At 40.0% G+C, this 25,470-nt stretch carries 17 protein-coding genes; 8 read left to right on the top strand and 9 right to left on the bottom strand.

Features of this window, described 5'->3' with window-relative positions:
* The first annotated feature begins 78 nt into the window (after positions 1-78).
* Positions 79-1,506 (top strand): dihydrolipoyl dehydrogenase, encoded by a 1,428-nt coding sequence (lpdA, locus tag HHO47_RS09440; protein ID WP_169020072.1) that lies wholly within the window; start codon positions 79-81, stop codon positions 1,504-1,506.
* Between the two features lie 86 nt (positions 1,507-1,592).
* Here the strand turns inward: lpdA and mutS are convergent, their stop codons facing one another.
* Entirely contained in the window at positions 1,593-4,163 is a 2,571-nt protein-coding gene (gene mutS, locus HHO47_RS09435) for a DNA mismatch repair protein MutS (RefSeq protein WP_169020071.1), read from the bottom strand.
* Positions 4,164-4,184: 21 nt separating this feature from the next.
* On the opposite strand from mutS, the gene HHO47_RS09430 reads away from it, so the two are divergent.
* Together HHO47_RS09430 and recA are read left to right on the top strand one after the other, a co-directional pair.
* Positions 4,185-4,673, top strand: coding sequence for a CinA family protein (locus tag HHO47_RS09430; protein ID WP_169020070.1), 489 nt, complete (start codon positions 4,185-4,187; stop codon positions 4,671-4,673).
* A 68-nt stretch (positions 4,674-4,741) separates the two neighbouring features.
* A complete protein-coding gene (gene recA / locus HHO47_RS09425) occupies positions 4,742-5,776 on the top strand; it encodes a recombinase RecA (RefSeq protein ID WP_169020069.1) in 1,035 nt (344 codons plus the stop codon).
* Between the two features lie 90 nt (positions 5,777-5,866).
* Here recA and HHO47_RS09420 read toward each other — a convergent pair whose 3' ends face one another.
* Together HHO47_RS09420 and HHO47_RS09415 are read right to left on the bottom strand one after the other, a co-directional pair.
* On the bottom strand, positions 5,867-7,978 hold the full coding sequence (locus HHO47_RS09420) for a TonB-dependent siderophore receptor (protein ID WP_169020068.1): 2,112 nt from the start codon (positions 7,976-7,978) through the stop codon (positions 5,867-5,869).
* A gap of 160 nt (positions 7,979-8,138) precedes the next feature.
* Positions 8,139-9,305, bottom strand: coding sequence for a DcaP family trimeric outer membrane transporter (locus HHO47_RS09415; RefSeq protein ID WP_169020067.1), 1,167 nt, complete (start codon positions 9,303-9,305; stop codon positions 8,139-8,141).
* A 307-nt stretch (positions 9,306-9,612) separates the two neighbouring features.
* Here HHO47_RS09415 and acs point away from each other — a divergent pair, with 307 nt between their 5' ends.
* Positions 9,613-11,553 carry an acetate--CoA ligase gene (acs, locus tag HHO47_RS09410; RefSeq protein WP_169020066.1) on the top strand — a complete coding sequence of 647 codons (1,941 nt, stop codon included), beginning with the start codon at positions 9,613-9,615 and terminating at the stop codon, positions 11,551-11,553.
* A 97-nt stretch (positions 11,554-11,650) separates the two neighbouring features.
* Positions 11,651-12,304, top strand: coding sequence for a response regulator transcription factor (locus HHO47_RS09405; RefSeq protein WP_169020065.1), 654 nt, complete (start codon positions 11,651-11,653; stop codon positions 12,302-12,304).
* Positions 12,305-12,380: 76 nt separating this feature from the next.
* On the opposite strand, the gene purU is transcribed toward HHO47_RS09405, so the two are convergent.
* On the bottom strand, positions 12,381-13,211 hold the full coding sequence (gene purU, locus HHO47_RS09400; protein WP_169020064.1) for a formyltetrahydrofolate deformylase: 831 nt from the start codon (positions 13,209-13,211) through the stop codon (positions 12,381-12,383).
* A 409-nt stretch (positions 13,212-13,620) separates the two neighbouring features.
* Here purU and HHO47_RS09395 point away from each other — a divergent pair, with 409 nt between their 5' ends.
* A complete protein-coding gene (locus HHO47_RS09395; RefSeq protein ID WP_169020063.1) occupies positions 13,621-16,566 on the top strand; it encodes a PKD domain-containing protein in 2,946 nt (981 codons plus the stop codon).
* Positions 16,567-16,929: 363 nt separating this feature from the next.
* Here the strand turns inward: HHO47_RS09395 and HHO47_RS09390 are convergent, their stop codons facing one another.
* Entirely contained in the window at positions 16,930-17,379 is a 450-nt protein-coding gene (locus HHO47_RS09390) for an REP-associated tyrosine transposase (RefSeq protein ID WP_169020062.1), read from the bottom strand.
* 258 nt (positions 17,380-17,637) lie between these two features.
* On the opposite strand from HHO47_RS09390, the gene HHO47_RS09385 reads away from it, so the two are divergent.
* Complete coding sequence (locus tag HHO47_RS09385) at positions 17,638-17,907, top strand: hypothetical protein (RefSeq protein WP_169020061.1); 270 nt, start codon at positions 17,638-17,640, stop codon at positions 17,905-17,907.
* Between the two features lie 147 nt (positions 17,908-18,054).
* Positions 18,055-19,413 (top strand): PQQ-binding-like beta-propeller repeat protein, encoded by a 1,359-nt coding sequence (locus HHO47_RS19185; RefSeq protein WP_211183672.1) that lies wholly within the window; start codon positions 18,055-18,057, stop codon positions 19,411-19,413.
* Between the two features lie 45 nt (positions 19,414-19,458).
* Here HHO47_RS19185 and HHO47_RS09375 read toward each other — a convergent pair whose 3' ends face one another.
* The 4 genes from HHO47_RS09375 to HHO47_RS09360 form a co-directional block, all read right to left on the bottom strand.
* Positions 19,459-22,683 carry a serine/threonine-protein kinase gene (locus HHO47_RS09375; protein WP_169020060.1) on the bottom strand — a complete coding sequence of 1,075 codons (3,225 nt, stop codon included), beginning with the start codon at positions 22,681-22,683 and terminating at the stop codon, positions 19,459-19,461.
* Between the two features lie 8 nt (positions 22,684-22,691).
* Positions 22,692-23,261, bottom strand: coding sequence for a sigma-70 family RNA polymerase sigma factor (locus HHO47_RS09370; RefSeq protein ID WP_169020059.1), 570 nt, complete (start codon positions 23,259-23,261; stop codon positions 22,692-22,694).
* Between the two features lie 68 nt (positions 23,262-23,329).
* Positions 23,330-24,355 (bottom strand): AraC family transcriptional regulator, encoded by a 1,026-nt coding sequence (locus HHO47_RS19645; RefSeq protein WP_169020058.1) that lies wholly within the window; start codon positions 24,353-24,355, stop codon positions 23,330-23,332.
* Positions 24,352-25,272: a GGDEF domain-containing protein gene (locus HHO47_RS09360; RefSeq protein ID WP_169020057.1), complete on the bottom strand. Its 921-nt coding sequence runs from the start codon at positions 25,270-25,272 to the stop codon at positions 24,352-24,354. The genes HHO47_RS19645 and HHO47_RS09360 overlap by 4 nt, the downstream gene beginning before the upstream one ends.
* Positions 25,273-25,470 lie beyond the last annotated feature (198 nt).

Genomic DNA, 25,470 nt, shown 5'->3' with positions numbered 1-25,470 from the left:
ATGCCCCTTTCTGCCCATGCAGAAACATGGCAGTTAAACTTTAGGGCAGTGTCCCGTTCAAACAATTAAGGTAAAAGCATGAGCAACGAATTGAAAACTCAAGTTGTTATACTAGGCGGTGGTCCTGGTGGTTATTCTGCGGCTTTCCGTGCTGCTGACTTGGGCTTAGAAGTTACATTAGTAGAATCTCGCGACACATTAGGTGGTGTATGTCTTAATGTGGGTTGTATCCCTTCAAAAGCACTTTTACACGTAGCTAAAGTAATTGATGACGCTGCTGAAATGTCATCTCATGGTGTTACTTTTGGCGCACCAAAAGTTGACTTAGACCAAGTACGTTCTTGGAAAGAATCTGTAATCGGTCAGTTAACTGGCGGCCTAGACGGCATGGCTAAAATGCGTAAAGTAAAAGTGGTTTACGGTTACGGTAAATTCACTGGTAGCAACACTATCGCTGTTGAAGGTGCTGATGGCGCAACAACGATCACGTTCGATAATGCTATTATTGCAGCGGGTTCTCAGCCTGTTAACTTGCCTTTCATTCCACAAGATGACCGTGTAATTGATTCAACTGGCGCATTAGAGCTTAAAGATGTACCAGAGAAACTACTTGTATTAGGTGGTGGTATTATCGGTCTTGAAATGGGCACAGTATATCGTGCACTAGGTTCTGCAATCGACGTAGTTGAGTTTGCAGACCAACTAGTACCAGCTGCTGATAAAGACATCATTAAGATTTACCAAAAATACGTGAGCAAAAAGTTCAACGTAATGCTATCAACTAAAGTTGTTGGCGTTGAAGCGAAAGACGACGGCTTATATGTAACGTTTGAAGGTAAAAATGCACCGGCAGAGCCAGTACGTTATGACAAAGTGCTAGTAGCAGTTGGTCGTACACCAAACGGTAAGCTACTTGATGCAGACAAAGCAGGTGTTAACGTTGATGAGCGTGGCTTCATTAATGTTGATAAGCAACTTAAAACTAACGTTGAGCACATATTCGCGATTGGTGACATTGTTGGTCAGCCTATGCTTGCTCACAAAGCGGTTCATGAAGCACACGTTGCTGCTGAAGTTATCTCTGGTCAAAAACACTTCTTTGACCCTAAATGCATTCCTTCAATCGCGTATACTGATCCAGAAATCGCTTGGGTTGGTGTAACTGAAAAAGAAGCAAAAGAGCAAGGCTTAAATATCGAAACTGCGGTATTACCGTGGGCTGCATCAGGTCGTGCAATTGCATCTGCTCGTACTGAAGGCCAAACGAAACTTATCTTTGATAAAGAAAGTGGCCGTGTTATCGGTGGCGCTATGGTTGGTATCAATGCAGGCGAAATGCTTGGCGAGATCGGCCTAGCTGTTGAAATGGGCGCAGATGGCGAAGATTTAGCGCTTACCATTCATGCTCACCCAACATTGAACGAATCGATCGGCCTTGCTGCTGAAATATTTGAAGGTTCAATCACTGATCTACCAAACAAAAAAGCAGTTAAAAAGAAGAAGTAAGTTCTTTTCGTTAATTGTTTAAAACCCAAGGTTTAAAGTCGGTGTGAGGCAACAGCCTCACTCCTACTCGATGTGCTTTAATAATATTAAAGCAGTGCTTTTAATTTATATAGTAAGTCTTGTGCTTGGCGCGGGCTTAAATTATCTAAATCAATCTCAGCTAATTGGGTTTCTACCTCGCTCGGCTCGTTGTCAAACAATGATGTTTGTTGAATATTTAAATCAGCAGTAACTGGCTGATGATTTTCGAGCATTTTTAATTTTTGCTTAGCTTGCTTTATCACTGCTTTTGGCACCCCAGCAAGCGCTGCTACTTGCAAGCCAAAGCTTTTGCTTGCCGCACCATCAAGTACAGTATGCATAAAGGCAATAGTGTCGTTGTGCTCTATCGCATCTAAGTGAACATTCACCAATCCCGCTTGTTGTTCGGCCAGTTCAGTCAGTTCAAAATAATGGGTTGCAAATAACGTTTTAGCGGATATTTTTGACGCTAAATGATCGGCTGTTGCATAAGCCAATGATAGACCATCGTAGGTACTCGTCCCTCGGCCAATTTCATCCATTAACACCAGTGACTGCGCGGTAGCATTGTTTAAAATAGTGGCCGTTTCGGTCATTTCGACCATGAAGGTTGAGCGCCCTGAGGCTAAATCATCACTGGCGCCAATACGGGTAAATATACGGTCGATATTACCAATTTTAGCGCTGTCTGCTGGCACAAAACTACCAATGTGTGCCATTAATACAATCAGTGCAGTTTGGCGCATATAGGTTGATTTACCGCCCATATTTGGTCCGGTAATGATCAGCATTTTACGCTGCGCATTAAGCTCTACCGGGTTGGCAATGAAAGGGTCTTTCATTACTTGTTCAACAACCGGATGGCGACCTTGCTTGATGCTGATATCATCATTATCGCACAGTTGCGGTTTAGCGTAATTAAGCGCAATAGCTCGCTCAGCAAGGTTATTTAGCACATCTAAATCTGCCAGTGCTGCCGCCATTATTTGTAGTTGTTCGATGTGCGGGGCAATAAATTCAAACAGTTGTTCGTAAAGTTGCTTTTCAAGGGCAAGGGCTTTTGATTGGCTGCCGAGCACTTTGTCTTCGTGCTCTTTAAGCTCTGGAATTATATAGCGTTCATTATTTTTAAGTGTTTGGCGACGAATATAATCAGCAGGCACTAAATGTGCGTTGGCACGACTTACTTCAATAAAAAAGCCATGCACACGGTTATAACCGATTTTAAGGGTGCTAATACCAGTGCGTTCACGCTCGCGCTGTTCGAGTTGTTCTAGTACATCTGTTGCGCCTTGGCTTAATGCACGCCATTCATCGAGTTCACTGTTGTAACCCGGTGCAATTACGCCACCATCACGAATTAACACTGGTGGGTTTTCAATCACGGCGCGTTCTAGTAACTGTTGTAATTCGGGTAACTCAGGTGATTGTGCGATGATCTGACTAATGCGAGGATCGCTGGCATCAGTTAATAGCTCGTGCAGTGGAGCTAAGGCTTGCAGTGCGCTGCGCAGACGGGTTAAATCGCGCGGACGAGCGGTCCATAATGCTAAACGAGCAATAACCCGCTCAATATCACCTATTTGCTTTAATGACTCATGTAGTTCACCACACAGCTGTACGTCGATAATGGCACTAATTGCATTAAGGCGAGCATTAAGCTCAGGTTTAGAACGTATTGGCGTATGAATACGACGCTTTAACAGTCGTGAACCCATCGCGGTAGCTGTTTTATCAAGTACTTGTGCTAAGGTGTTTTCCAAGCCACCAGAGAGGTTAACGGTCAACTCTAAATTTTTACGGGTGGCAGCATCTAAGATAACAGCGTGTTCGTTATGCTCTAAAGTGATGGCGCGAATATGCGGTAAAGCAATGCGTTGGGTATCTTTTACATACTGCATTAGGCAACCTGCAGCAACCAATGCTGCTTTGGCTTTATCAACCCCAAAACCGACTAAATCTTTGGTGCCAAATTGCTCGCATAACAAATGTTGTGCAGTGTCTAAGTCAAACTCCCATTCAGGACGACGGCGAATACCTTTAATATGTTCAATCAAATGAAAGTTGGCAAAGTCTTCACTATAGAGTAACTCTGCTGGTGCTAAGCGTTGCAAAGTTGAACTAAATGCTTCTTCAGTATTTACTTCAACAATATTAAAACGGCCTGAGTTAATATCTAAGTAAGCAATGCCATACACGGCTTTTTTACTTTGCCAAACGCTGGTTAGTAAATTATCTTGGCGCTCTTGTAATAATGCTTCATCAGAAATAGTGCCAGGAGTAACAATGCGTACCACTTTGCGCTCAACAGGCCCTTTGCTGGTTGCAGGGTCGCCCACCTGTTCACAAATAGCGACGGACTCACCCATCTGTACCAAACGAGCTAAATAATTCTCTACCGCATGATAGGGGACGCCTGCCATGGGAATAGGATCGCCGCCAGCTTTACCTCGGTGAGTTTGCGAAATATCAAGCAGTTGTGCTGCACGTTTGGCATCATCAAAAAATAGCTCGTAAAAATCGCCCATGCGATAAAATAGTAAAATATCACGATGCTCAGATTTTATTTTTAGATACTGCTGCATCATCGGAGTTTGTTGACTTATAGTGTGCGGTGCATAAAGATCGAACGACATGTATTTACCCAAAGGCTGAATATGGAATTACATCAAGAGATTAAAACACTTGCTGCGCAGTTAGGCGCTATTTTAACGGATAAACGCTTATGGATCACTAGTGCTGAATCATGTACTGGTGGGGGAGTGAGTTATGCACTAACCGATACCCCAGGCAGCTCGGCTTATATTGACCGTGCATTTGTTACATACAGTAATCAAGCTAAGCAGGATTTACTAGGAGTTTCGGAGCAAACCTTAACTTTATACGGCGCAGTGAGTGAGCAAACCGTGTTGCAAATGGCGGCGGGTGCGTGTAAGGCCGCTGGGGCTGATATGTCGATTGCGGTATCGGGTATTGCAGGCCCTGGCGGTGGCAGTGCAGAAAAACCAGTGGGTTTAGTGTGGTTTTGCATTCAAATTGGCGATAAACAGTATTCGAGCCAACAAGTATTTGTTGGTGATAGAGCGCAAGTTAGACTGCAAGCTATTGTTTATTCATTAAAAACTATTATAGAAAAGATAAATTAATAAAATTAGCTTGATACTGTGATTTCATACAGTATACTGGTCTGCATTAGCTGGATTTGGAGAGTAAAATGAACGATAACAAACAAAAAGCATTGGACGCTGCTTTATCTCAAATTGAACGTCAATTTGGTAAAGGCTCAATAATGAAGTTGGGTGACAATAAAGCGTTAGATATTGATGCTGTATCTACAGGCTCTCTGGGCATTGATATCGCATTAGGCATAGGTGGTTTACCGATGGGGCGTATTGTAGAAATATATGGCCCTGAATCATCAGGTAAAACCACGCTAACTTTACAAGTTATTGCTGAAGCACAAAAAGAAGGAAAAACCTGTGCTTTCGTTGATGCTGAGCATGCACTTGACCCAATTTACGCCCAAAAATTAGGCGTAAACATTGATGAATTATTAGTTTCACAACCTGATACCGGTGAACAAGCGCTGGAAATTTGTGACATGTTAGTACGCTCAAGCGCTGTTGATGTGGTTGTTGTCGATTCGGTTGCGGCATTAACACCGAAAGCTGAAATTGAAGGCGATATGGGCGATTCGCACATGGGCCTACAAGCACGTTTAATGTCACAAGCATTACGTAAGCTTACTGGTAATATTAAACGTTCAAACACTTTATGTATTTTCATTAACCAAATCCGTATGAAAATTGGTGTTATGTTTGGTAACCCAGAAACCACTACTGGTGGTAACGCACTTAAATTCTACGCGTCAGTACGTTTAGACATTCGTCGTATCGGCTCTATTAAAGAGGGCGATGAAGTAGTGGGCAATGAAACCCGGGTTAAAGTGGTTAAAAACAAAGTTGCGCCGCCATTTAAACAAGCTGAATTTATTATCATGTACGGCGAAGGTATCTCTAAGCATGGTGAGTTAATTGACTTAGGTGTTAAGCATAAGTTGGTTGAAAAAGCCGGTGCTTGGTACAGCTACAATGGAAGTAAAGTTGGCCAAGGTAAATCTAATTCGATTAAGTTCTTAAAAGAGAACCCTGAGATTTCAGATGAGATCGAAGGCAAGTTACGCGATATGTTGTTATTAAAAGCGACAATCAAGCCTGATGATATTGAAGAAGATGATGCTGAGCTTTAAAAATATTGAATAAGCGCGATTTGACCCGAGCTTAACCGTAAAAAAAGCCGCTAAATTATTTAGCGGCTTTTTTGTATTTATAGTTTTAGTTTACAACTGCCAATTCACTGAGACTGCATAGTTACGCGGTGCACCGTAGTAACCTTGAGCCCAAAACAGGCTATGGATGTATTTCTCATTAGTGACGTTATTAACATTGAAAGACACGCCGACATTATCGGTAATATCGTAAGTTGCCATTAGGTTTAAAATACCGAAGGCATCTTGTTTGGTAACCGGTATAACACCTAGTGTGGTAACAGGTTGAATACGCTTTGTGTCATCTTGCCAGCGGTAATTTAAGCCAAACGTTAATCCTTCAATTTCAGATACTTTATGAGTGATAGCTAGTTTATATTGGTTTTTAGGGGTGTAATTTTTAACAAGCTCATCCCCATCAATATTGATATTGCTATAACTAAAACTAGTACTGAGGGTGTCAGTTATTTTACCGCTTAGCTCTACTTCAAAACCCTCACTGTTAATGCCATCTGCGCCATAGTAGCGGGTGTCATCAGGTGGTGAGCCTGGAATTGCAACCGCGAGGCCAACCTGCTTGGCATCAAAGTACGCAAGGGTAACAAACAGATCACTATCTAGTAATTGTGCTTTTACGCCTATTTCACTGCTTTTACCTGTGATTGGATCGAGGTAATCACCATTGATCTCGCGCTGTGTTTGCGGCACAAATGTTTCTGTGTAGCTGGCATACGCAGCTAGATTGTCGTTAATATCGTACACAGTGCCAAAATAAGGAATGGTTTTATCCGCTTTTTTGTCTTTGGCAACACCATAAGACATGCCTTTAGACTGCCAGTTAACTTGGCTAACACCAGCTAATAAACTGAGTGAGTCGGTAGCACGAATGCGTGTAGAAATATAAGCAGAACGTTGTCTATTAGTAACATCGCCACCGGTTAAGCCATCATCAAATGTTGGTGTTGGAACTGTACCATCCCAACTACCTAGTTCTGGCATTGTAGGAGCACCATTTTCGTCGTCCTTCACTAACTTATCATAATTATCCATATCAGCTTGGTTTACACCAAAAGACAAGTCATGTTCCATACCGAATAAGTCAAATTTACCGGCAGCATAAAGGTCAAAAATATCGTGTTTATCTTTGTGATCGTACTCACTGGCGGAACCTGTTAAGCCAAGACCGGTTTCACGATCAGGTGTACCATAGACATAAAATAATTCAGAGTCTTGCTCATTCACTAAATGCGCGTAATTGGCTTTTAAAAACCAAGTATTTGTGATGCTTTGTTCAACAGCGACAAAAACTTGTTCAGTCGAGTTGTTCCAGTATGACCAATCAGATGCTGTGCTGGTAGAAGAATCAAAGTTTGTTGCGCTGCCATCGCTATAATAAAGTGGTAATGCTCCCCAAAGTGGGCTGTCGGCATCTTTTTGTTGATTGACATAATTTACCGATAAAGTTGTGCTATCAGTAAGCTGGCCTTCATAGGCAAGGTAATAAATAGTTTTATCTTGCTCGTAGCGATCTAAGTATGAGTCTGTTTTTTGTTTAGTAAACGTAACACGGACAGCCTGATTTTCAGTTAACGCCGTTGAAGCATCGAGTTCCAAGCGTTTGTTATTCCATGAACCATAAGAAGCCGAAGCACTGACTTTTGTTTGGTAAGTTGGCTTTTTTAGCACCATGTTAACGGTTGCAGAAGGGTTACCTGCGCCTGTCATCAAACCATTTGCGCCACGAACAACTTCTACGCTTTCAAAAATAGAAGTGTCAAGGGTGCCTTGAATTGACCCGTTATCTTGCGGAGTACCCATGCCGTTTACTTGGAAATTAGTAATTTCAAAACCACGGGCTTTAAAATAGGTGCGATCAGTTTCTATTTGTTCAACAGTGACACCGGGGGTTGTTTCTAAAACTGCATTTATATCATCGAGAGAAAAATCGTCCATTAATGCGCGTGATACAACCGAGATCGACTGTGGTGTTTCTTTAATTGTTAAGCCCAACTTTGTTGCTGACTGGACATCTTCCGTAATGTAATTTTTATGGTGTTGTCCATACACAGCTATCTTTTCAAGGGATTCATTGTTGTTTTCTTCAGTTGCGTGAGCAACACCACTTAAAGCTAGCGAAGTAAAAACTGCTAATTTAGATAAACGTAAAAACTGCGGGGCAGACATGCGACATTCCATAAAGCTCAAAAGAAGCACGTAATTTAATCTAAATAGCAATGATTTGCAATTCTGTATTGTGTTTTAGTTAATAAAATGTGGGGCTTTGAGGCAATAAAAAAGCGGCCTAAGCCGCTTAAAGAAGTAATAAAAGGTAATATTGTGAATTTTAGAATGCGTATTTCACTGAGAACTGTAAGCGATCCATATCACCATCATTACCACTTTCCACTTCACGTTCAGCGTGTTTAAACTCTGCGCCAAAAGTCAGCTTTTTAACTGGTGAGTAAAGTATGTTAGCGCTAAAGCTTTGACTTGTTTTAGTTGGATCACCTGAAATGGTTAATAAATCAGTGTTGTTATCAGCAGAAAAGAATGAGTATAAGAAGGTTGAACGCCATTGGCTATTCCAATGTTGTTGATATGCAATAAAACCAGAGGTTGAATCAATCGCATCAAGCTCATCACCATTTAATACCGCACCATTGGCAACGTTTACGCCTATATAACGACCTAAGCCTTTACCTTGAGTAAGCATAAATTTAAGGTTGTTTTCACCAATATTTACTTTACCTGAGGCACTGATACCAAATGATGTTTCATCAGCATCAATGCCATTTTGTTTGTATGTTAATTGCCGTGCTAGGCCTGTAACGACAAATTGTCCCCAATCAGCATTTACTGTGTAACGGGCTGTAAAGTCAGGTAATGACGCATCATCAGTTGCTACGCGAGCAGCATCTTGTGTTGTTACTGTGCTTTCAGGGTTTTCAAGGGAGAAAGACCAATTACCACTGGTATAACGTGCTTGAGTTTGGCGCACAAACACAGTACCTTCTGCTGGCCCTATAAAATCTAATGCTTCTGGTAATGCGCCAACATTTTGAAAGTTAGACCATGCTTGACCAAATAACCAACCATCATAAGTAATAAACGCTTGGCGAATACGCGGCGCATATGAATTGCTTACTCGTTCATTACCACCAGGTGCTGAGGCAATAAAGTCGACTTCAATTTTGGTTTTTATTTCCTTACCGTCATCAAGCTTGGTTGCAGTGCCTAAAAAGAAGCGAGATTGACGAGCATGCATATCAAATACAGGATCGCTGTCTACATTTTTATTTACAGGGGTTGTGCCTGGTACATAAAAATCTCGGCCTACACTGCTACCATCTGGTACTCCATCAGAGTAATCACTCCACATAGCATCCAATTTTACATAACCGCCATAAGTCACATCAGTGTCACCGATGGTTGCGGCTTGTGTTGTAGCTGAAAGCGCGCACAATACGGCAGTGGCAGTAAGCGTTTTTAATACTGTTGATTTTGTTGTCATAGTCAAAGTCCTATTCGGGGCTGCTTGTTGCATTATTATACTTATGTTGTGATACCACTTTTGATTAAGTATGCTTTTTACTCAATTACCTATTGGTCTATTAGACTAAGGTGGCAAGCTTTCCACCTTAGTTTAAACATATAATTAACATTTTCCATTAATAGCGTAAATGATGGAATTTTGAAACAATTTAGAGCGTACAGTGAAATAAATTAAAGATAATACAACTAAGGTCTAATACTTTCGCCCGCTATGCTGGGTGATCCTTGAGGTAGGCCTTAGGCAAGTAATTAAAATGGAGACGACTATGTCACAAAGTATCTATCCAGTTCCTGCACATATCAAGAATGCAGCCTTAGTTGATAACGATAAATATAATACACTTTACAAGCAATCTATTGATGATCCTGAAGGTTTTTGGGCAGAGCACGGTAAACGTCTCGATTGGTCAGCCCCTTTTACTAAAGTAAAAAATACCTCGTTTGATAAAGGCCATATCAGTATTAAATGGTATGAAGATGGTGAGCTAAATGCTTCGTACAACTGTATTGACCGCCACCTGGCAACTAAAGCTGATAAAACAGCATTGATCTGGGAAGGCGACGATCCATCACAGAGTGAGTATATTTCTTATCAACAGCTGCATGATGAAGTGGCAAAGTTTGCTAATGGTTTGAAAAAGCTCGGTGTGAAAAAAGGCGATCGTATTGCTATTTACATGCCTATGTCACCGCAAGCTGTTTATGCAATGCAAGCATGTGCACGTTTAGGTGCGATTCACTCTGTGGTATTTGGTGGTTTCTCACCATCAGCAATTGCTGATCGTATTAAAGATTCTGGCGCTAAAATTGTTATTACCTCTGATGAAGGGCGTCGTGCAGGCAATACAGTGCCGCTTAAAGCAAATGTTGATGAAGCCGTTGCACAACAGTCGGTCACTACCATCGAACACGTTGTTGTGCATCAGTTAACCGGTGGCGACGTACAATGGCATGAACATGATGTATGGTGGCATGATTTAGTTGCTGATCAAGCCGCAGACTGTGCACCAGAGCCGATGAATGCAGAAGATCCACTCTTCATTCTTTACACTTCAGGTTCAACAGGTCAGCCTAAAGGGGTGGTTCATACGACTGGTGGTTATTTAGTGTATGCATCGATGACTCACGAATATGTTTTTGATCTAAAAGAAGATGATATTTTTTGGTGTAGCGCCGATGTGGGCTGGATCACAGGTCACAGTTACATCGCTTACGGTCCATTAGTTAATGGTTGTACGCAAGTGTTATTTGAAGGTGTACCCACTTACCCAACCGCAGGACGTATGGGTGAAGTAGTTGATAAGCATAACGTTACAATTTTATACACAGCGCCAACTGCAATTCGTGCACTGATGGCCAAAGGCGATGAAACAACCGCGACTTCAAACCGCGATAGCCTACGTATTTTGGGCTCGGTGGGTGAGCCTATCAATCCAGAAGCATGGACGTGGTATTACGAAAGCATAGGTAAGAGTAATTGCCCAATTGTCGATACCTGGTGGCAAACAGAAACGGGTGGCATCATGATCACACCTTTACCAGGTGCAATTGATATGAAACCAGGTTCTGCAACCCGTCCATTCTTTGGTATTGCGCCAGCATTATTTGATGCTGAAGGTAACACTCTGGAAGGCGCAGTGGATGGTAACTTAGTTATTCTTGATAGCTGGCCATCACAAGCTCGTACAGTTTACGGCGATCATGAACGTTTTGAACAAACTTACTTCTCAGCTTATCCGGGTGTGTACTTTACTGGAGACGGTTGTCGCCGTGATGAAGATGGTTACTACTGGATCACCGGCCGTGTTGATGACGTATTAAACGTATCAGGGCATCGCTTAGGTACTGCCGAGATTGAAAGTGCACTGGTTGCTCACCCTGCGGTTGCTGAAGCCGCAGTAGTAGGTTACCCACACGATATTAAAGGCCAAGGTATTTATGTTTACCTAACGCCAAACGAAGGTGTAACGGTCAGTGACGAATTAACCAAAGAGGTACGTAACTGGGTTCGTAAAGAACTTAGCCCAATTGCTTCACCAGATATGATCCAATGGTCACCAGGTTTACCTAAAACTCGCTCAGGTAAGATCATGCGTCGTATTTTACGTAAGATCGCTGCAAATGAGCACGAGCAATTAGGTGATATCTCAACACTTGCCGATCCGGGGGTGGTTGATGAATTAATCGAGAACCGATTAAATCGTTAAATATGCGTTAAAAACTTGATTAGAAGTTGATTCTAAACGTAGTATATCGGCTGTCAGCTATTTGATAGGTGGCAGCCGAATTCATTAGGAGTGAACCATGAGTCAGTTTTTAATAGCGGATGACCATCCGTTATTTCGCGAAGCACTAAAAGGGGCATTAATGGCAAAGTTTGATGGTTTAGAGGTTTTTGAATCTGAAAATTTTGAAACTACATTGCAAGTGCTTAGTGAGCAAGAAGATTTAGACATCTTACTACTAGACCTACATATGCCCGGTAGTGGCGATTTATATGGCCTAATTCGCATTCGTGAAGATTATCCAAGTTTGCCAATTGCTGTTGTCTCTGGCAGTGAAGATATCAATATTGTTTCAAAAGTAATGAGCTACGGGGCGATGGGATTTATTCCTAAGTCATCATCATCAGATGATATTGGCGGAGCAATTAATCAAATACTTGATGGCGATGTATGGCTACCACCTGAGCTTAAAGACAAAGTAGCGAGCATTACCAATGAAGATAAAGAAATCGCCGCTCAAGTAGCCTCTCTTACCCCACAGCAATATAAAGTGCTGCAGTACTTACACGAAGGTTTGTTGAATAAACAGATCGCTTATGAACTACATATTTCAGAAGCAACGATCAAAGCACACATCACCGCGATATTCCGTAAGCTTGGTGTGTATAACCGCACGCAAGCGGTGTTGATAGCTGCAAAACTACAACTCGAACCCATAGAGCAAACACATTAAGTACAGCATAAAAGTAGTCAATAATAATAAAAATAAAGAGGCGTTGTGCCTCTTCATTCGGCTCTATTTCTAGAACCTAGCTAAATACGACGGTTCGATTACCATTAATAAATAGCTTATGCTCTGATGCTAATTGCAGTGCTTTACAAAACACTGTTTTCTCTACATCTTTGCCCATTTTAGCCATCATTTCGGCGGTGTTTGCATGGTTTACATGGGTCACGTCTTGCATAATAATCGGCCCTTCATCCAGCTCATTATTAACAAAATGCGCTGTTGCACCAATGATCTTAACTCCTCGTTCAAATGCCTGATGATAGGGTTTTGCACCAATAAACGCAGGTAAAAATGAATGATGAATATTGATAATTTTACCGTCAAAACGGCCTACAAATTCGGGGCTTAAAATCCGCATATATTTGGCAAGGCCAATGATATCGGGATTATAGCTGGCAATTAAGTCACCTACTTGCAGGTCGTGTTCAGCGCGTGATAGCCCTTCATGGCTAACAACATGAAACGGCACATCAAAGCCCTTCGCCAATGGCGCTAAGTTAGGGTAATTAGCAATCACAGCCAATACTTCAATATTCAGTGCTTGCTCAAATTGTTTAAGTAACACCCCCCCTAAACAGTGCGCTTCTTTAGTCGCTAATAACACCACTTTAGTTTTTTCGTTACTATGTAAAGTGACCTTAGCACCTGTAGGTAGAAGGCCTTCAAGTTGGGTTAAAAACTCACTATTGGGTTGAACGCTCAGCTCCGTACGCATAAAAAAGCGCTGAGCATCTTTATCTACAAATTCATTATTGCGGGTAATATTTAAATTATGCTGATGACAAAGCCCGGTAATTTTCGCTATTAAGCCTACATCATCCGCACATTGCGTTGTTAGTATCGTGTTCATTTTTCCTCATTCTAATCCCGTGAACAGTGAGTCTCATTATTTGCGAATCGACCACTATTGCAAGCGCTTTATTTGATAATTGATAATTACTCATGAGTCGTAGCAGCGACTTTATGTCGCGTTAGGTTTATCCCGCGTTTATTCGTGTCGCGTTAAATGAACTCCGTAGCGACTTTATGTCGCGTTAGTTTAACATCGCGCATATTTACGCGATATACGACGCGAGGTAAATCCTTAAGAGGACGCGAGATAAACCCTTAAGAGATAACGCGGGGTAAACCCGCTGCTACCAGAAAAATATTTTAAAATTTTGAGAAAGTTTTAAATAGAATACGTGTTGTGATTTTTTGTACTTGTATCTTTAGTATTTAAGTCAACGGTTACTGCTAAATATAAAAAGGACAAAACATTGAAACCAATAAAATCACTTCTCGCCGCGGCTGTTTCGTTAGCTTTACTTTCTGGCTGTGGTTCCGACTCTGTTGATGAGCCAAATAAAGCTATAAATGAACCCGTAAACAATGCACCAATCATTACTGTAAATGATGTCCAGGGGCTAGAAAAGCAAACAATTTCAATTAGTGCCTCAGTTGAAGATGAAGGAGAGGTTAGTTATAGCTGGAGTCAAAAGTCGGGTTTGTCAGTTTCTTTAGAAAATGCAGATACAGACATTGTTAGCTTTGTTGCGCCAAGTGTTAGCGAAGATAAGAAAATATCTTTAAATTTAATAGTCGAAGATAGCGAAGGTTTAACGAGTGAAAAAAATGTAGTTGTAGATATTAAACAACAACTAGTTAAGTTATCGATAGAAGGGGTAGCAACAGATTCGCCCTTAATAGAAGCAGATATAAAAGCAACTATTGGGGAGCAAAGCTTTACAACAACGACTACCAGTGATGGATATTACACTTTAGAGTTGGCGCTTGATGATGATGCCGACATGAGTCAATTGGTGACAATTGAAGCACAAGGTAAAGAGCAACAACAAGCTGCTTTGTTGCAGTCACGACTAATGAGCTTTGCTACTCTAAAAGCTAAAGCCGGTGAAGATTTAACACTCTCCTCAGATGAAGACTTAGCTGTAAATATTACTAACTTTAGTACAGCAAAATCGGCACTAATTTTACGCAAAAATAAGTTTAACGCGATTGCGCAAGAACAAGAACTAGCTCTATTATCTAATGAGATAAACCCGCAAGAACTTATTGATACAGCTGTTGCAATCAAAGTTATTTTAGACAAATCTCAAGGAAAACTATCTTTAGGGTTACCTGAAGGTGTCGAAAATGTACTTGAGCTTGCTTTAGATACAAAAAAGATGACTGATTATATTCAGTTAGTAAGCGAAACACCTGAGTTTGATGAAGCAAAAAATGAAATGCTTTCAGATGAAGCGGTTATGGGGATGGCACCAACTTCTAGCGCAAAAGCTTTATACTTTAATAACGGTTTAAGAACATTTAATGCTGTAATTAAAATGGAAGGTGATTCTAGCGGTACTTATTTTAGTTCTAATGCATCAAAGGCTGCTCAGCAACTAACTTGGTCTATTAGCGATAACATTTATACATTTAGTAACCCAGATGGTTATCATTCTTATAATAGTAGTGAAAAAGTAATTAAAGATGGTGTTGAAACACATGCCAGCACTGAAGTAATTGAGTATAAATCTGAAGTTGAAGTTTTATCCCAGCTTGAAAGTGGCTTAGTTGTACATTTAAAAAAATATGAGACTGTGAGTTTTCCTAATGGCGAAAAGGAGACATATAATGACGTAAGAGAATACACAACACGTGTATTAACTAATAATGAACAGGTTGACTTTGAACCCATTACAGGTGTTAAAAAACTGTCTTTACCAATGCCATATTCAGTATATGTAGATGAAGAAGATGGGTATGCTTCGCAAATTATGGCGCTTACCGCAGAACTAAGCGAAGATGGTTCAGGCACAATAAAAGAGCTTAATAATACAGCTGTACAATGGGAGTTAGTAGAAAATAACGAGCAAAAGTCACTTCAACTTACTTTACTAGATTTTGATAATAAAACTATTGTATTTAACCAGCTAGGTAACTCCAATTTTGGTGCGTTTTCGGTATTAAGTGAGTTTGGCCCTCATTTCAGTGCCTCTGTGAATATGGGAGGGGAAATTGATGAAAGTGAAAACTTTGAGTCTTCTTCAGTACCAGGAATCTATGCTGATGATAATAGTTATGGCGCGGGGCTTCAGTATACGTGGTATGAATTGTGGCCAAATGGTCAGGCTATTGAAATTCAAACACAAGACATAGATGGTGATGGTAAGCTTCTTTCCGACAATGAAATTTCTTATTATAAAGGTTCATGGCTAGAGCAAGCTGGAAAACTCTCAATTACTCGAACTAATAGCAATAGTGACGGTTGTTATTTTGTAGATATTGATCCTAGTTGCGTTATTAACCGCACCGCTGATTGGCAAGTAATTGAAAAAGTAGATGAAGCTATTTATATCAATTCATTATATAAATATATAAATGGGCCTTCAATAGAAAATGATATAAGTCGTAAGCTTGTTTTACTCAGCAAGTTTTTTATTGCTAACGAAAGGCCAATCAAGGGTGAGTTTATTCCAGAGAATATACTTAACATAATAGGTGAGCGCCCTCCAATTCCTTTTGTAGGATTAATTGAACCTAGTCAATACACAAACCAAAAACTATTTTTTGCAAACCATGATTATTGGTACGATGAAGCTGTTGAATCAATTGTATTTAAAGAGAATAACGAGTTTGAATTTGCTCAAGGTGACGGTTCAACAGTAGGTGAATATCAAATGTTTTCAGATGGTCAGGTGGTGCTTCGCAAAGGAGATGATAGACAAGCTGAGAGTTATGGTTTTTTAATCGAATCAGGAGACGTAGTGATCGGCGCCTATCAAGGCCTACCTTGGCCGCATTTTAATAATGAGGCAGACGCTAAAGATTATACAAGTAGGGTAGCATCAAGCACACCTACTAGCTCTACAGAGCACTTATTAGGTCGTGATATATTTATGGTCGATAGAGATCGTAATAGCAAGTGGGTGGTTAGCTACTTAAAGTTTACTGAAGGTAAAATCACGATTTATAGTGATGAAAGTTTCACAACCATTAATACGGAGCTTGATTACAGTGTTGATGATACTGGTATGATCAGTTTTCCTGATAATGAAAATACAATGTACCTATCGCTAGTAACTGATGCGCTTAATATCATAGTGACTAACGATGCTGGGCAAAATAGTAAAGATTTTAACTACTTCTTATTTGATCATCAAAAAGCTAAAAACTTTGTTAACAACACCAATGCATTGAGAGAAAGCGCACTGCGTTAACCTAACCTAAAAGTTTTTATTGTAATAAAAGTAAGGCGCGGTAATTTTTATCGCGCCTTTTTTCGATTTGATGAGCTGCAATTTTTGGCGTAGTGATTTTACATCGCATTTATACGTAGTAGTGACTTTATGTCGAGCTGATTTTATGTCTCGTCGGATATATTGCGTATATTTTTCAGCGAGGGGCAATCTAAAAAGGTTACGGGGTCAATCCTTAAAAGGATGCGGGGTAAACATTTAATAAAACACGATGCGTAAATGATCTCCGTAGCGACTTTATGTCGCGTTAGTTTAACATCTCGCATATTTACGCGATATACGACGCGAGGTAAATCCTTAAAAGAACGCGGGGTAAACCCGCTGCTACGGGAGGTAAATACAATCCCAGTAGGGGTAATTGGCGACGGTTGTTACTAATTTTGCTCTTAATGGGTTTGCAACGATATAACGGGCTTGGTTTATTAAATCGTTTTCATCACGGATTAAATGGTCGTAGTAGCCTTTTTGCCAGAGTTTCTGGATACCATATTTGCGGCAGGTGGTTGCTGTTCGACCTTTGAATGTTCGAATTACGCTTGCGAGAGTGGTATTTTCAAGTAATTGAAATTGCCAGTGCAGGTGGTCGGGCATGAGCACAAAGGCGATTGACTTTATAAGCTGTTGCTGCTCAAGTTGTTGCATGTGTTTGATGATTTGCCGGTTTATAGCAAGGCCGGTAAAAAACCGCTGGCGTTGATGGGTAACAATGGTGATGCTGTAAAAATGGTTGGCTGAGGAGACTCTGCCTTTTCTGAGCCGATATGCGTTGTTCATCTACTTTCCTTGTAGGTTAAACATTAATCGTAGCAGCGGGTTTACCCCGCGTCATTTATCTTAAAGCGAGAGGTAAACTCTTTAAAAGAACGCGACGTAAAGTCTTAAAAGAACGCGACGTAAAGTCTTAAAAGAACGCGACGTAAAGTCTTAAAAGAACGCGACATAAAGTCGCTGCTACGCTTCGGGGTAAACTCGACGCGGGATAAACCCTTAAAAGAACGCGACGTAAACCCGTTGCGACGTATGGAGGTGGTTATGGTTCGTTTAATTTTTTGTGGTTTTATGCTTGGTGCTTTATCGGGGTGTGCTGTGAGTGACTCATCTGTAGAGAGTGATGAAAATCAGTATATTTACCCTTATAAATGCACGTATAAAGGGGACGTTGAATATCATTCAATTACGGCTCGTGAGCCTTTAAGTGAGGCGTTTTTAGCTAAAATGCAGAATGGGTTGCACGAAGGCTTTGAGCTTGACCTCGGCAGTTGCGTGCCAGTAGATGCAATCCCCGAGGCTGAGAATAAGTAATTCGTCTCAATGATTTAGTAACGCCATTAAGGTAGATAAAAATATTTTAAATTTGTGAGAAAAATTTAATTGTTTTTCGTGTCTGTCATTGTTGTGATTTCTTCGTAAAATTTATTTAGTTATAAATAACAGCTATCAAGGAATTACATGAATTTACTGTTTGAATCTCCTAAAACTAAAACACCAATTATATTCGCGTTAAGTCTTTTTCTATCGGCATGTGGAGGGGGAGGTGGCAGTGATGACCCACAAACTACGAAATCTGACGCTGATAAAGAACCTGATAAAGTTGAAGAGTCACGATTAGTGTGGGAAAAATTATTACCAACCACAAGTTTTGCTTATTACTCGTCACCGGCACTTAGTGCTGATGAGCAAACAATTTATATAGGCACAGCTAAAAATGTGCGTAATGACCCCGCAGGCAGTGATTTAATGGTGGCGTATAACCGCGATGGCAGTGAAAAGTGGCGTTACAGTTTACCTAATGGTGAAGAAGTGCGCTCAAGCCCGGTTGTACACAATGACAATATTTATTTTACAGTTGATAAGCGCACTGGGGAGTTTGAAAAAGCCTATCGTGATTTAGTTGCACTAAATAGTAGTGGTGAGCAAATATGGCGTCAGCGTGTATCTGATTATGGCTTTCAAACCGGCTCTGGTCTAACTAAGGTTGCGGCTTATAAAGAGCAAGTTATTTATACTGGTTTAGATATCCGCGCTTTTAATGCGCAAACGGGTGAGAGCTTGTTTGAGCGTTTATGTAATTGTGAAGAACGGCAAGACCGATTTGTAAATGGGGCGGTAAATTATAACGGTGAGCTTGTTTTTTATGATGAGGGCCGCGTACTTAAGCTTGATTTAAATAGCTATGAATTAGTGGGTGAGTTCAAAGATGTAGAAACCTTTGCAGGTGACTTGGTTTACTCAACTCCAGCTATTGATTCTAATAATAATATTTATTTTGGCTCTGAAGCCGGAATTTTATACAGCTTTGATGATAATTTGGATCTGCGTTGGCAGTTTGAATTACCAAATCCGCAGGTATTTGAAGCGCCATACATTCGCTCATCGGTAGCGATAGATGAGTCGCGTAGTACGATTTATTTTGGTACAAAAAATAATGATGATAGTGAGTTTTACGCACTCGATATCAATGATAAAAGTATAAAATGGCAAGTGGCAATTACCGGTGATGTTTATGTGTCTCCATCACTAGGTGATAACGGTAATGTGTACTTTTCTTCAGAAAGTGATTTACTTTATACATATAAACCAGATGGCACGCTTGCATGGCAATATGATATAAAAGCAAGTGTAACTTGGTCTTCTCCAGCTATCGATAGTCAGGGGGTATTGTACATAGGTACTTTATCTGAAAGTGATGTATCGGCCGCGAGTGCAACAGGTAAGCTTGTGGCTATTCAAACCGACAGCACAGGTTTAATGCCTAATACTTGGTCTAAAATTCACCGAGATAATCAAAATAGTGGTATGGCTAAGTAAACTTAATTCAAGCAGTCGCACTAGTGCGCGACTGCTTAACTAAAATTACAACGGGTTTACCACTGAGAACCGTTTATCAGAAACACTCCAGTAACCTAGATCAGAGACGATTAAAATTTTATAATTATTACCTCGGCCATTAAAGAGTGCAGGGTCTAACTTAAACTCTCCTGTATTTGGCAGTTCTTCAGCAAACTGATACCAGCGTCTATTGTTGACGATATTTAAATCCACTTGTTGCTTATCGCCAATTCCGCGAGAGTCATCATGCAGAACATACATAGCAACGGTTTGTCCGTAGAGTTTATTGGCGTTCCAGGTTATCGTTTTTTGCTGACCTACAGGGTAAATATCAAGGGCTTTAGGTGTGATAATAGTTGTAACCAATTTGTCTTTTAGTAAAAAGTGCTCTAAACCATTATCAACAGTTTTACCTGAAGCAATACTAAATAAACCATCAGATAGGCTCCAATAGCCTAAATCGCTGATGAGCATAAGTTTAAAGCGATTTGTGCCATTGGCCATAAAATGATAAGGGTCAATTTGGGCTATTCCCGTGTTTTTTAAATTAGTTGCCGCTGGGTGCCAATCAATTTTCTTCAAATTATTAAAATCATCAAAGCTGTTAACTTTATAGTTGACGGTATGATTGACTAATACACTTATCGTATTGCCAATTAATCGTTTGCTATCCCATTCAATCGTAAATTCAGAGCCTATTTTTAGTTGGCTTGCATGTTTAGGGGTCGTGATCGAGCTAACTCGCTTTGTTCCACTTATCGCGTTGATATCTCTGGCAGGGCTAAATTGGTTCTTTGTGGAGTGTGATATATGGTTTTGCTTTTCGAGTTGTGCTAACCACTGTGTGTGTGGATTATTGTTTAGCTTATTAATAGTCGCTATTAATTCAAATGCCAAGGGAGAGTTTGATTTAGCATAAACAATGAGCTGCTGCATTTGCTGTGAAGTTAAAGTATTAAACATATTTGTTTTTATCACAAGCTCTAACCATTGAACTTGCTGTTGCTTGCTTAGTTGTGTTAGGTCAATATCAAATAATGCTGTTTTATTCAGTGTATTTTGTTCATATTGCGCTGTGTATTTTGCTAAGGTGATATCGTAATATTGGCTTGATTGTTGTGTACCATTGGCAAGCCATAGCTCTGCATTCTTTAAGGTTTGTGAGTACTTACGCAAACTTAAACCTAGCATGGTACTTTCATAATGCGCCTTCATGCATTTTTGATCACTTGTCGAACAATGTAGTAGCTGTTTATTTAAAAAGTTATTTGCTTGCAAATAATCACGTTCTTTTAAGTAATATTGATATTGCTCATATAGTACAGTACTAAGTTCATGTTCAAAGTTTGGGAGTAGCTGTTGATAGATAAACATGGCTTTATTCAGGGCTTGTTCTTGCGCAAGTTGTGCACCTGCTTGAGCATATAAATTTGCCGCAAAATGGTTTAATTTTGCGAGCTCACAATGTAGTGGGTGGTAGTTATTCGCAGCATTTTTTAATGTTGAGTCTAGTAACTTAATTGCTTGGTCTATTTGATTATCTTCTATCAGTCGGCTGCTTTTCATTAACGATTGCCATGCTTTTTTCGAGGCAGACGTTGCTGTCGTATTTTCATTCTCGAGAATCAATTGACGGCTGAGTATAGGGTGATTATCACGATGAGTAAAAATATGTATTAATAATTCCAGCTTTAGTTCGGATGCATCGCTATTTTGAAAAGCTATTTTGATCTGCTGTATGTCACCAGCTAAATAGCTATCTTTAGTAAGCCAACCAAGCAATTTAATGTTGCTGTTTTGAGGGTTTTGCTGCGATAGTTTTTGCCAAAGAATTCGTGTTTTTTGTTGTTGATTTAATTTAATTAAACTTTTAATTTTAAATATTTGCATGTCAATCGAACTATCGCACAACGCCAATATATCTAAAGCTGCTGTAAAATTTCCATGCAAGTATAAGCTTTGGGCAACGGTTAAGAGTACGCTTTGTTGGTTTTTTGGGCTTAATTGACTCTGCTTTACTTGTTCAACACCAGCAAGTAACAAGGCCGATACCGACAGTTTTGCACCTTGCGGCGCTAGCGGTGTGCTACTAATTAGTAAATCTTGATAAAAGTTGAGCAGTTCATACTGTTGCTTTGCGGCTTGCTTTTGTTCATCTTGATAAAGAAATAAACTAATACAGGCCACACTCAATAAAGCGATCGTTGAGGTTATTAAAGCAGCAGTAAGAGGGGATCGTCTTATAAACTTACCTAATATATATGTTTTTGAGTGTTTAAACCAAAGTAATGGACGATGCGCCAGATAAGTGGCGATATTTTGTTTCAATGTATCTGCTGAGGCAAAGCGTTGCTGTGGTAGTTGCGCCAGTGATTTATTGATGATTTCTTGAAGCTCTGTACTAATAGGTTGTATAAGTAGTTTTTCTAAAATACGGCCGAGACTATAGATATCTGCTTGGGTTGTTAAGCTTTTACCAGCCAGTTGTTCTGGGCTTGCAAACTCGTGACTAAGCGCTTTTATATATGCGTTATGTAAAGGTATTTCATGATTCATGGAACTGGAACGTGCAACACCAAAATCAACAAGTTTAGGTTCACCATTGTTATCTACTAAGATATTTGAAGGCTTTAAATCTGCATGGATCACCCTATTTTGATGAGCATACTCAACGGCATCACATACTTTTTGAAATACCTCTAACCTTACTTTTTGCGATAGGGTTTTTGAGTAGTTAATTAATGTATCACCGTCTATATATTGCATGATGATGTAGGTGCCAACACTGCATTTACCGACATCTAATACGCTAGCTATATTAGGATGTGATAATTTGGCAAGATATTGTGCTTCTTGTAAAACATGTTTTTGTCCATGTAATTGTACAATGGATGGATAAAATAACTTAATCGCTACCTTTTGATTTAACTGGCCATCATTTCTAGTCGCCAAGTAAACTGCACCCATTCCCCCATAACCAATTAATTGCTCTAACCTAAAGTGGCTTATTTCGCTGCCTTGCAGTTGTAAAAGCAGATGATCATCAGTAAGTAAATTTAATTGGTCATGTAATAAGTCATTAAACAATGAGCTTTGATCATTACTTTTATGTGCATTGATTAATTGCTTCACTTCAATGATGAGTTGTTCATCAGATAGTTGTAATTGCAGCAATCCTGAGGTTAAGTCGTTGGCATGGTGTGTAAGTAAGTGTTCAAAACACGAAAGCGCGTCTTTAAATTGATTCATGAATTATCTTAATTTGTTTGAATACACACTTTTAAAAACGCTTTAGCAGCATCTAACTCGCGATAAATAGTAGCAAGTGATACCTTGAATTGTTTAGCTAGCACTTTAGTATCTAGGCCCAAAAAGTAATGTTGAGAGAATATTTGCGCTTTTTGCGGATGATTTTTTTCTAGATGATTTAGTGCGCTATCTAATGCTAAAAAATCCTCTTGGTGTTTTAGTTGATCGTTTTGTTGCTGGATTTTTTCTGCGTTAGGAGTGCGTTTGAGAGTTTGAAACTTGCGAATTTCATCGCGTAAAATATTACGGATAAATACACTTAAATAAGTATTAAATTGTGTTTGGTGATTAATGCTTTGTTGTGGCGGAATTAACTCAATAAGTGACTGATGTAGTAGCGATCCAGTATGCGGTAAGTGCTGCAATACATAGGTTGAATCGATTTCATTACGGTAACCTTCTAAATGTACATGACAAACTTGTTTCAGGTGGTAGTAAAGCCGAGCTTTAAGTTCATCAGCACTTTGCGGGCAACCATTTTGCCAGCCATTGATTAGATCTTCTAATGATGCCTGCATCGATCTTCCTTATTTCGATATTTCAATTAATAAGGTACATTTTCGGGACTTTAATTACAAGTGTTAACTTAATGTTCGTTAATCAATTCTCTCAGCTGTGAGGGAGTCGTTCCTGTCCAGCGTTTAAATGCGCGGCGAAAGTTAGTTAAGTCGCTAAAGTTAAGTTCGCCAGCTAGGGTTTCGTTACTTTGCGCTAACGTGGCGATATTAAACACCGCGGTTTGGCGATTGATAGAATCTTGCAAGGCGCTAAAACGAGTATGATGTTGTTTTAGTTTTCGCTTAAAAGTGGCGGGGCTCATAGCAAAACACTGGGCAACTGTTTCGAGGTTTTGTTGCGGTTGAGCACTAATATGATTGCGCACTAATTGCAGCCAAGGCGTAGCGGGTAAGGGGTGCTGCTGTATGGTTGCTAATGATTGCTGCAATAGGCTCGGACAGCTATCTATTAAGTGTTTGTTATAGAGTTCATTACTAATACTGACCATAAATAATTGTTGTGAAAACTTGCAGTTGGCTTGTAGGTTAGTTTGATATTGCTCTATGTGTGTGGGCTGCGCATAGGGAAACGAAAAACATAAATCGCTGTTATTACCTATTCGCCATTTACATGTTGCAGCGATAAAACTGGCAAATAATTCGCAGCAAAATTGTTCTACGGCTGCATTTATTGCCCCAAAGCTGAGGTTGATAATGAAGTAATGGCGGCCTTGGTGATATTTATGTTCGGCATTAAATAAGTTAAAGCCATGTAAAGGAGTGCGAGTGAGTAGTTTTTGTAGTGTGCGTAAACTTTCTGCTTGAGAAAATGCGCTATATAACGGATTGTGATTAAGTAGTTTTCGCCCTAGTAAAAAACTGAGTTGGTGTTGATTATCAAATTGACGACAGTTTTCTTGTAATCGATAAAATTGCTCAACACTGATCGAGGCTTTTCCTGCGGCAAAATCTTGATAAAATAATCGAGTCCCTTTGAGTAATTTATCAGGGTGTACTCCTCGGTGTTTAGCTAAATCAACTAATTGCGCCGCCCATGACTGTAAACCTTGATAAGGAGAGTCGATATAACTGCTGTTGCTAAGGCATGCACTCACGCGGTATTTCCATGTAAGCTTTTGTTCATTAATAATTTTTGATGCAATTGACTGAGTAAACCTGAGGTAGAATCACGGTGCGTTGCGGCTACTAAACTAGTGTGTACTTTTTGTTTATAGGTTACTGCTTTGTCGCTGCTATTAAACGAAAATGCTTCTAAAGCACTGACTAGCGACATGCTTAGCTGCTCTGCGACAGCGAGTTCGGTATTGGGTAACATGACTATAAAGCAATCACTGGCGTAACGGCAGACTAAATCTTGCTCACGTACATTCAAGGTGATCACTTGAGCAAACTCTTGTAACAGCTTATTACCTTCGGCATCACCAAATTGGCGATTAAAGCGATCAAACTGAGCAATATCTAACATCAGTAATGAAAATCCATGCAGGCTATGATGGAGCAAATTTAGCTCGCGGTTGATCTGGCTTTTCATATAATCGGCGCTAGCTAGGCCGCTGATAGCATCACTGAGTTGATGTTCTCGATAAAAGCGCTCGCGATTACGTAATTGTTGATTAATGGTCATTTGCTCTTGGTGCCAATGATACAAAGCCATGGTCATTAAAATCATCCCAAATGGTGCGGGAATGGATTCAATGGTACTGAGCCAGGCTTGTTCATCGCTGTAATATACAAACTCATCAATAAAATCGAGGGTCATCGATAGGTTCATAAACGCAAGGCCTGAGAATAATAAGTTAGTTACTCGTCCCTTAGGTCTACTTAATAGAATAAAAAAGATCCACAGCAGGGTTATGGCAGTAATACCGCCTTCGCCACCTACATCAAACCAATCGATCTGGCTATGGCCTTTGTAGTGACCGTAGCTAAGAGTCAGGGTTAATACGCTGGTTAACATCACCACTAAGATAAGCAGTAAAGAACGATGTAATTTTAAAAACGATAAATTCATTGTCAGCTCAATAGGTCATATTTAATAGGCAGAATAAGCAAACAGCTTACACACCACTAGGGTCAGATTAGCTCACAGTGATGACATATTTTTTACGGTGGCAACTTTTTAAACGGATTATTGTTGATTTTTGAATTGAAAAACCATAAAAGCAGGGGGTCAAATTAGCTCATTTCACCGTATTTAACGGCTAAAAAT

Source organism: Pseudoalteromonas arctica, assembly GCF_012927645.1.
Taxonomy (GTDB): domain Bacteria; phylum Pseudomonadota; class Gammaproteobacteria; order Enterobacterales; family Alteromonadaceae; genus Pseudoalteromonas; species Pseudoalteromonas arctica_A.
This window is presented reverse-complemented; position numbering and strand designations above follow the sequence as displayed.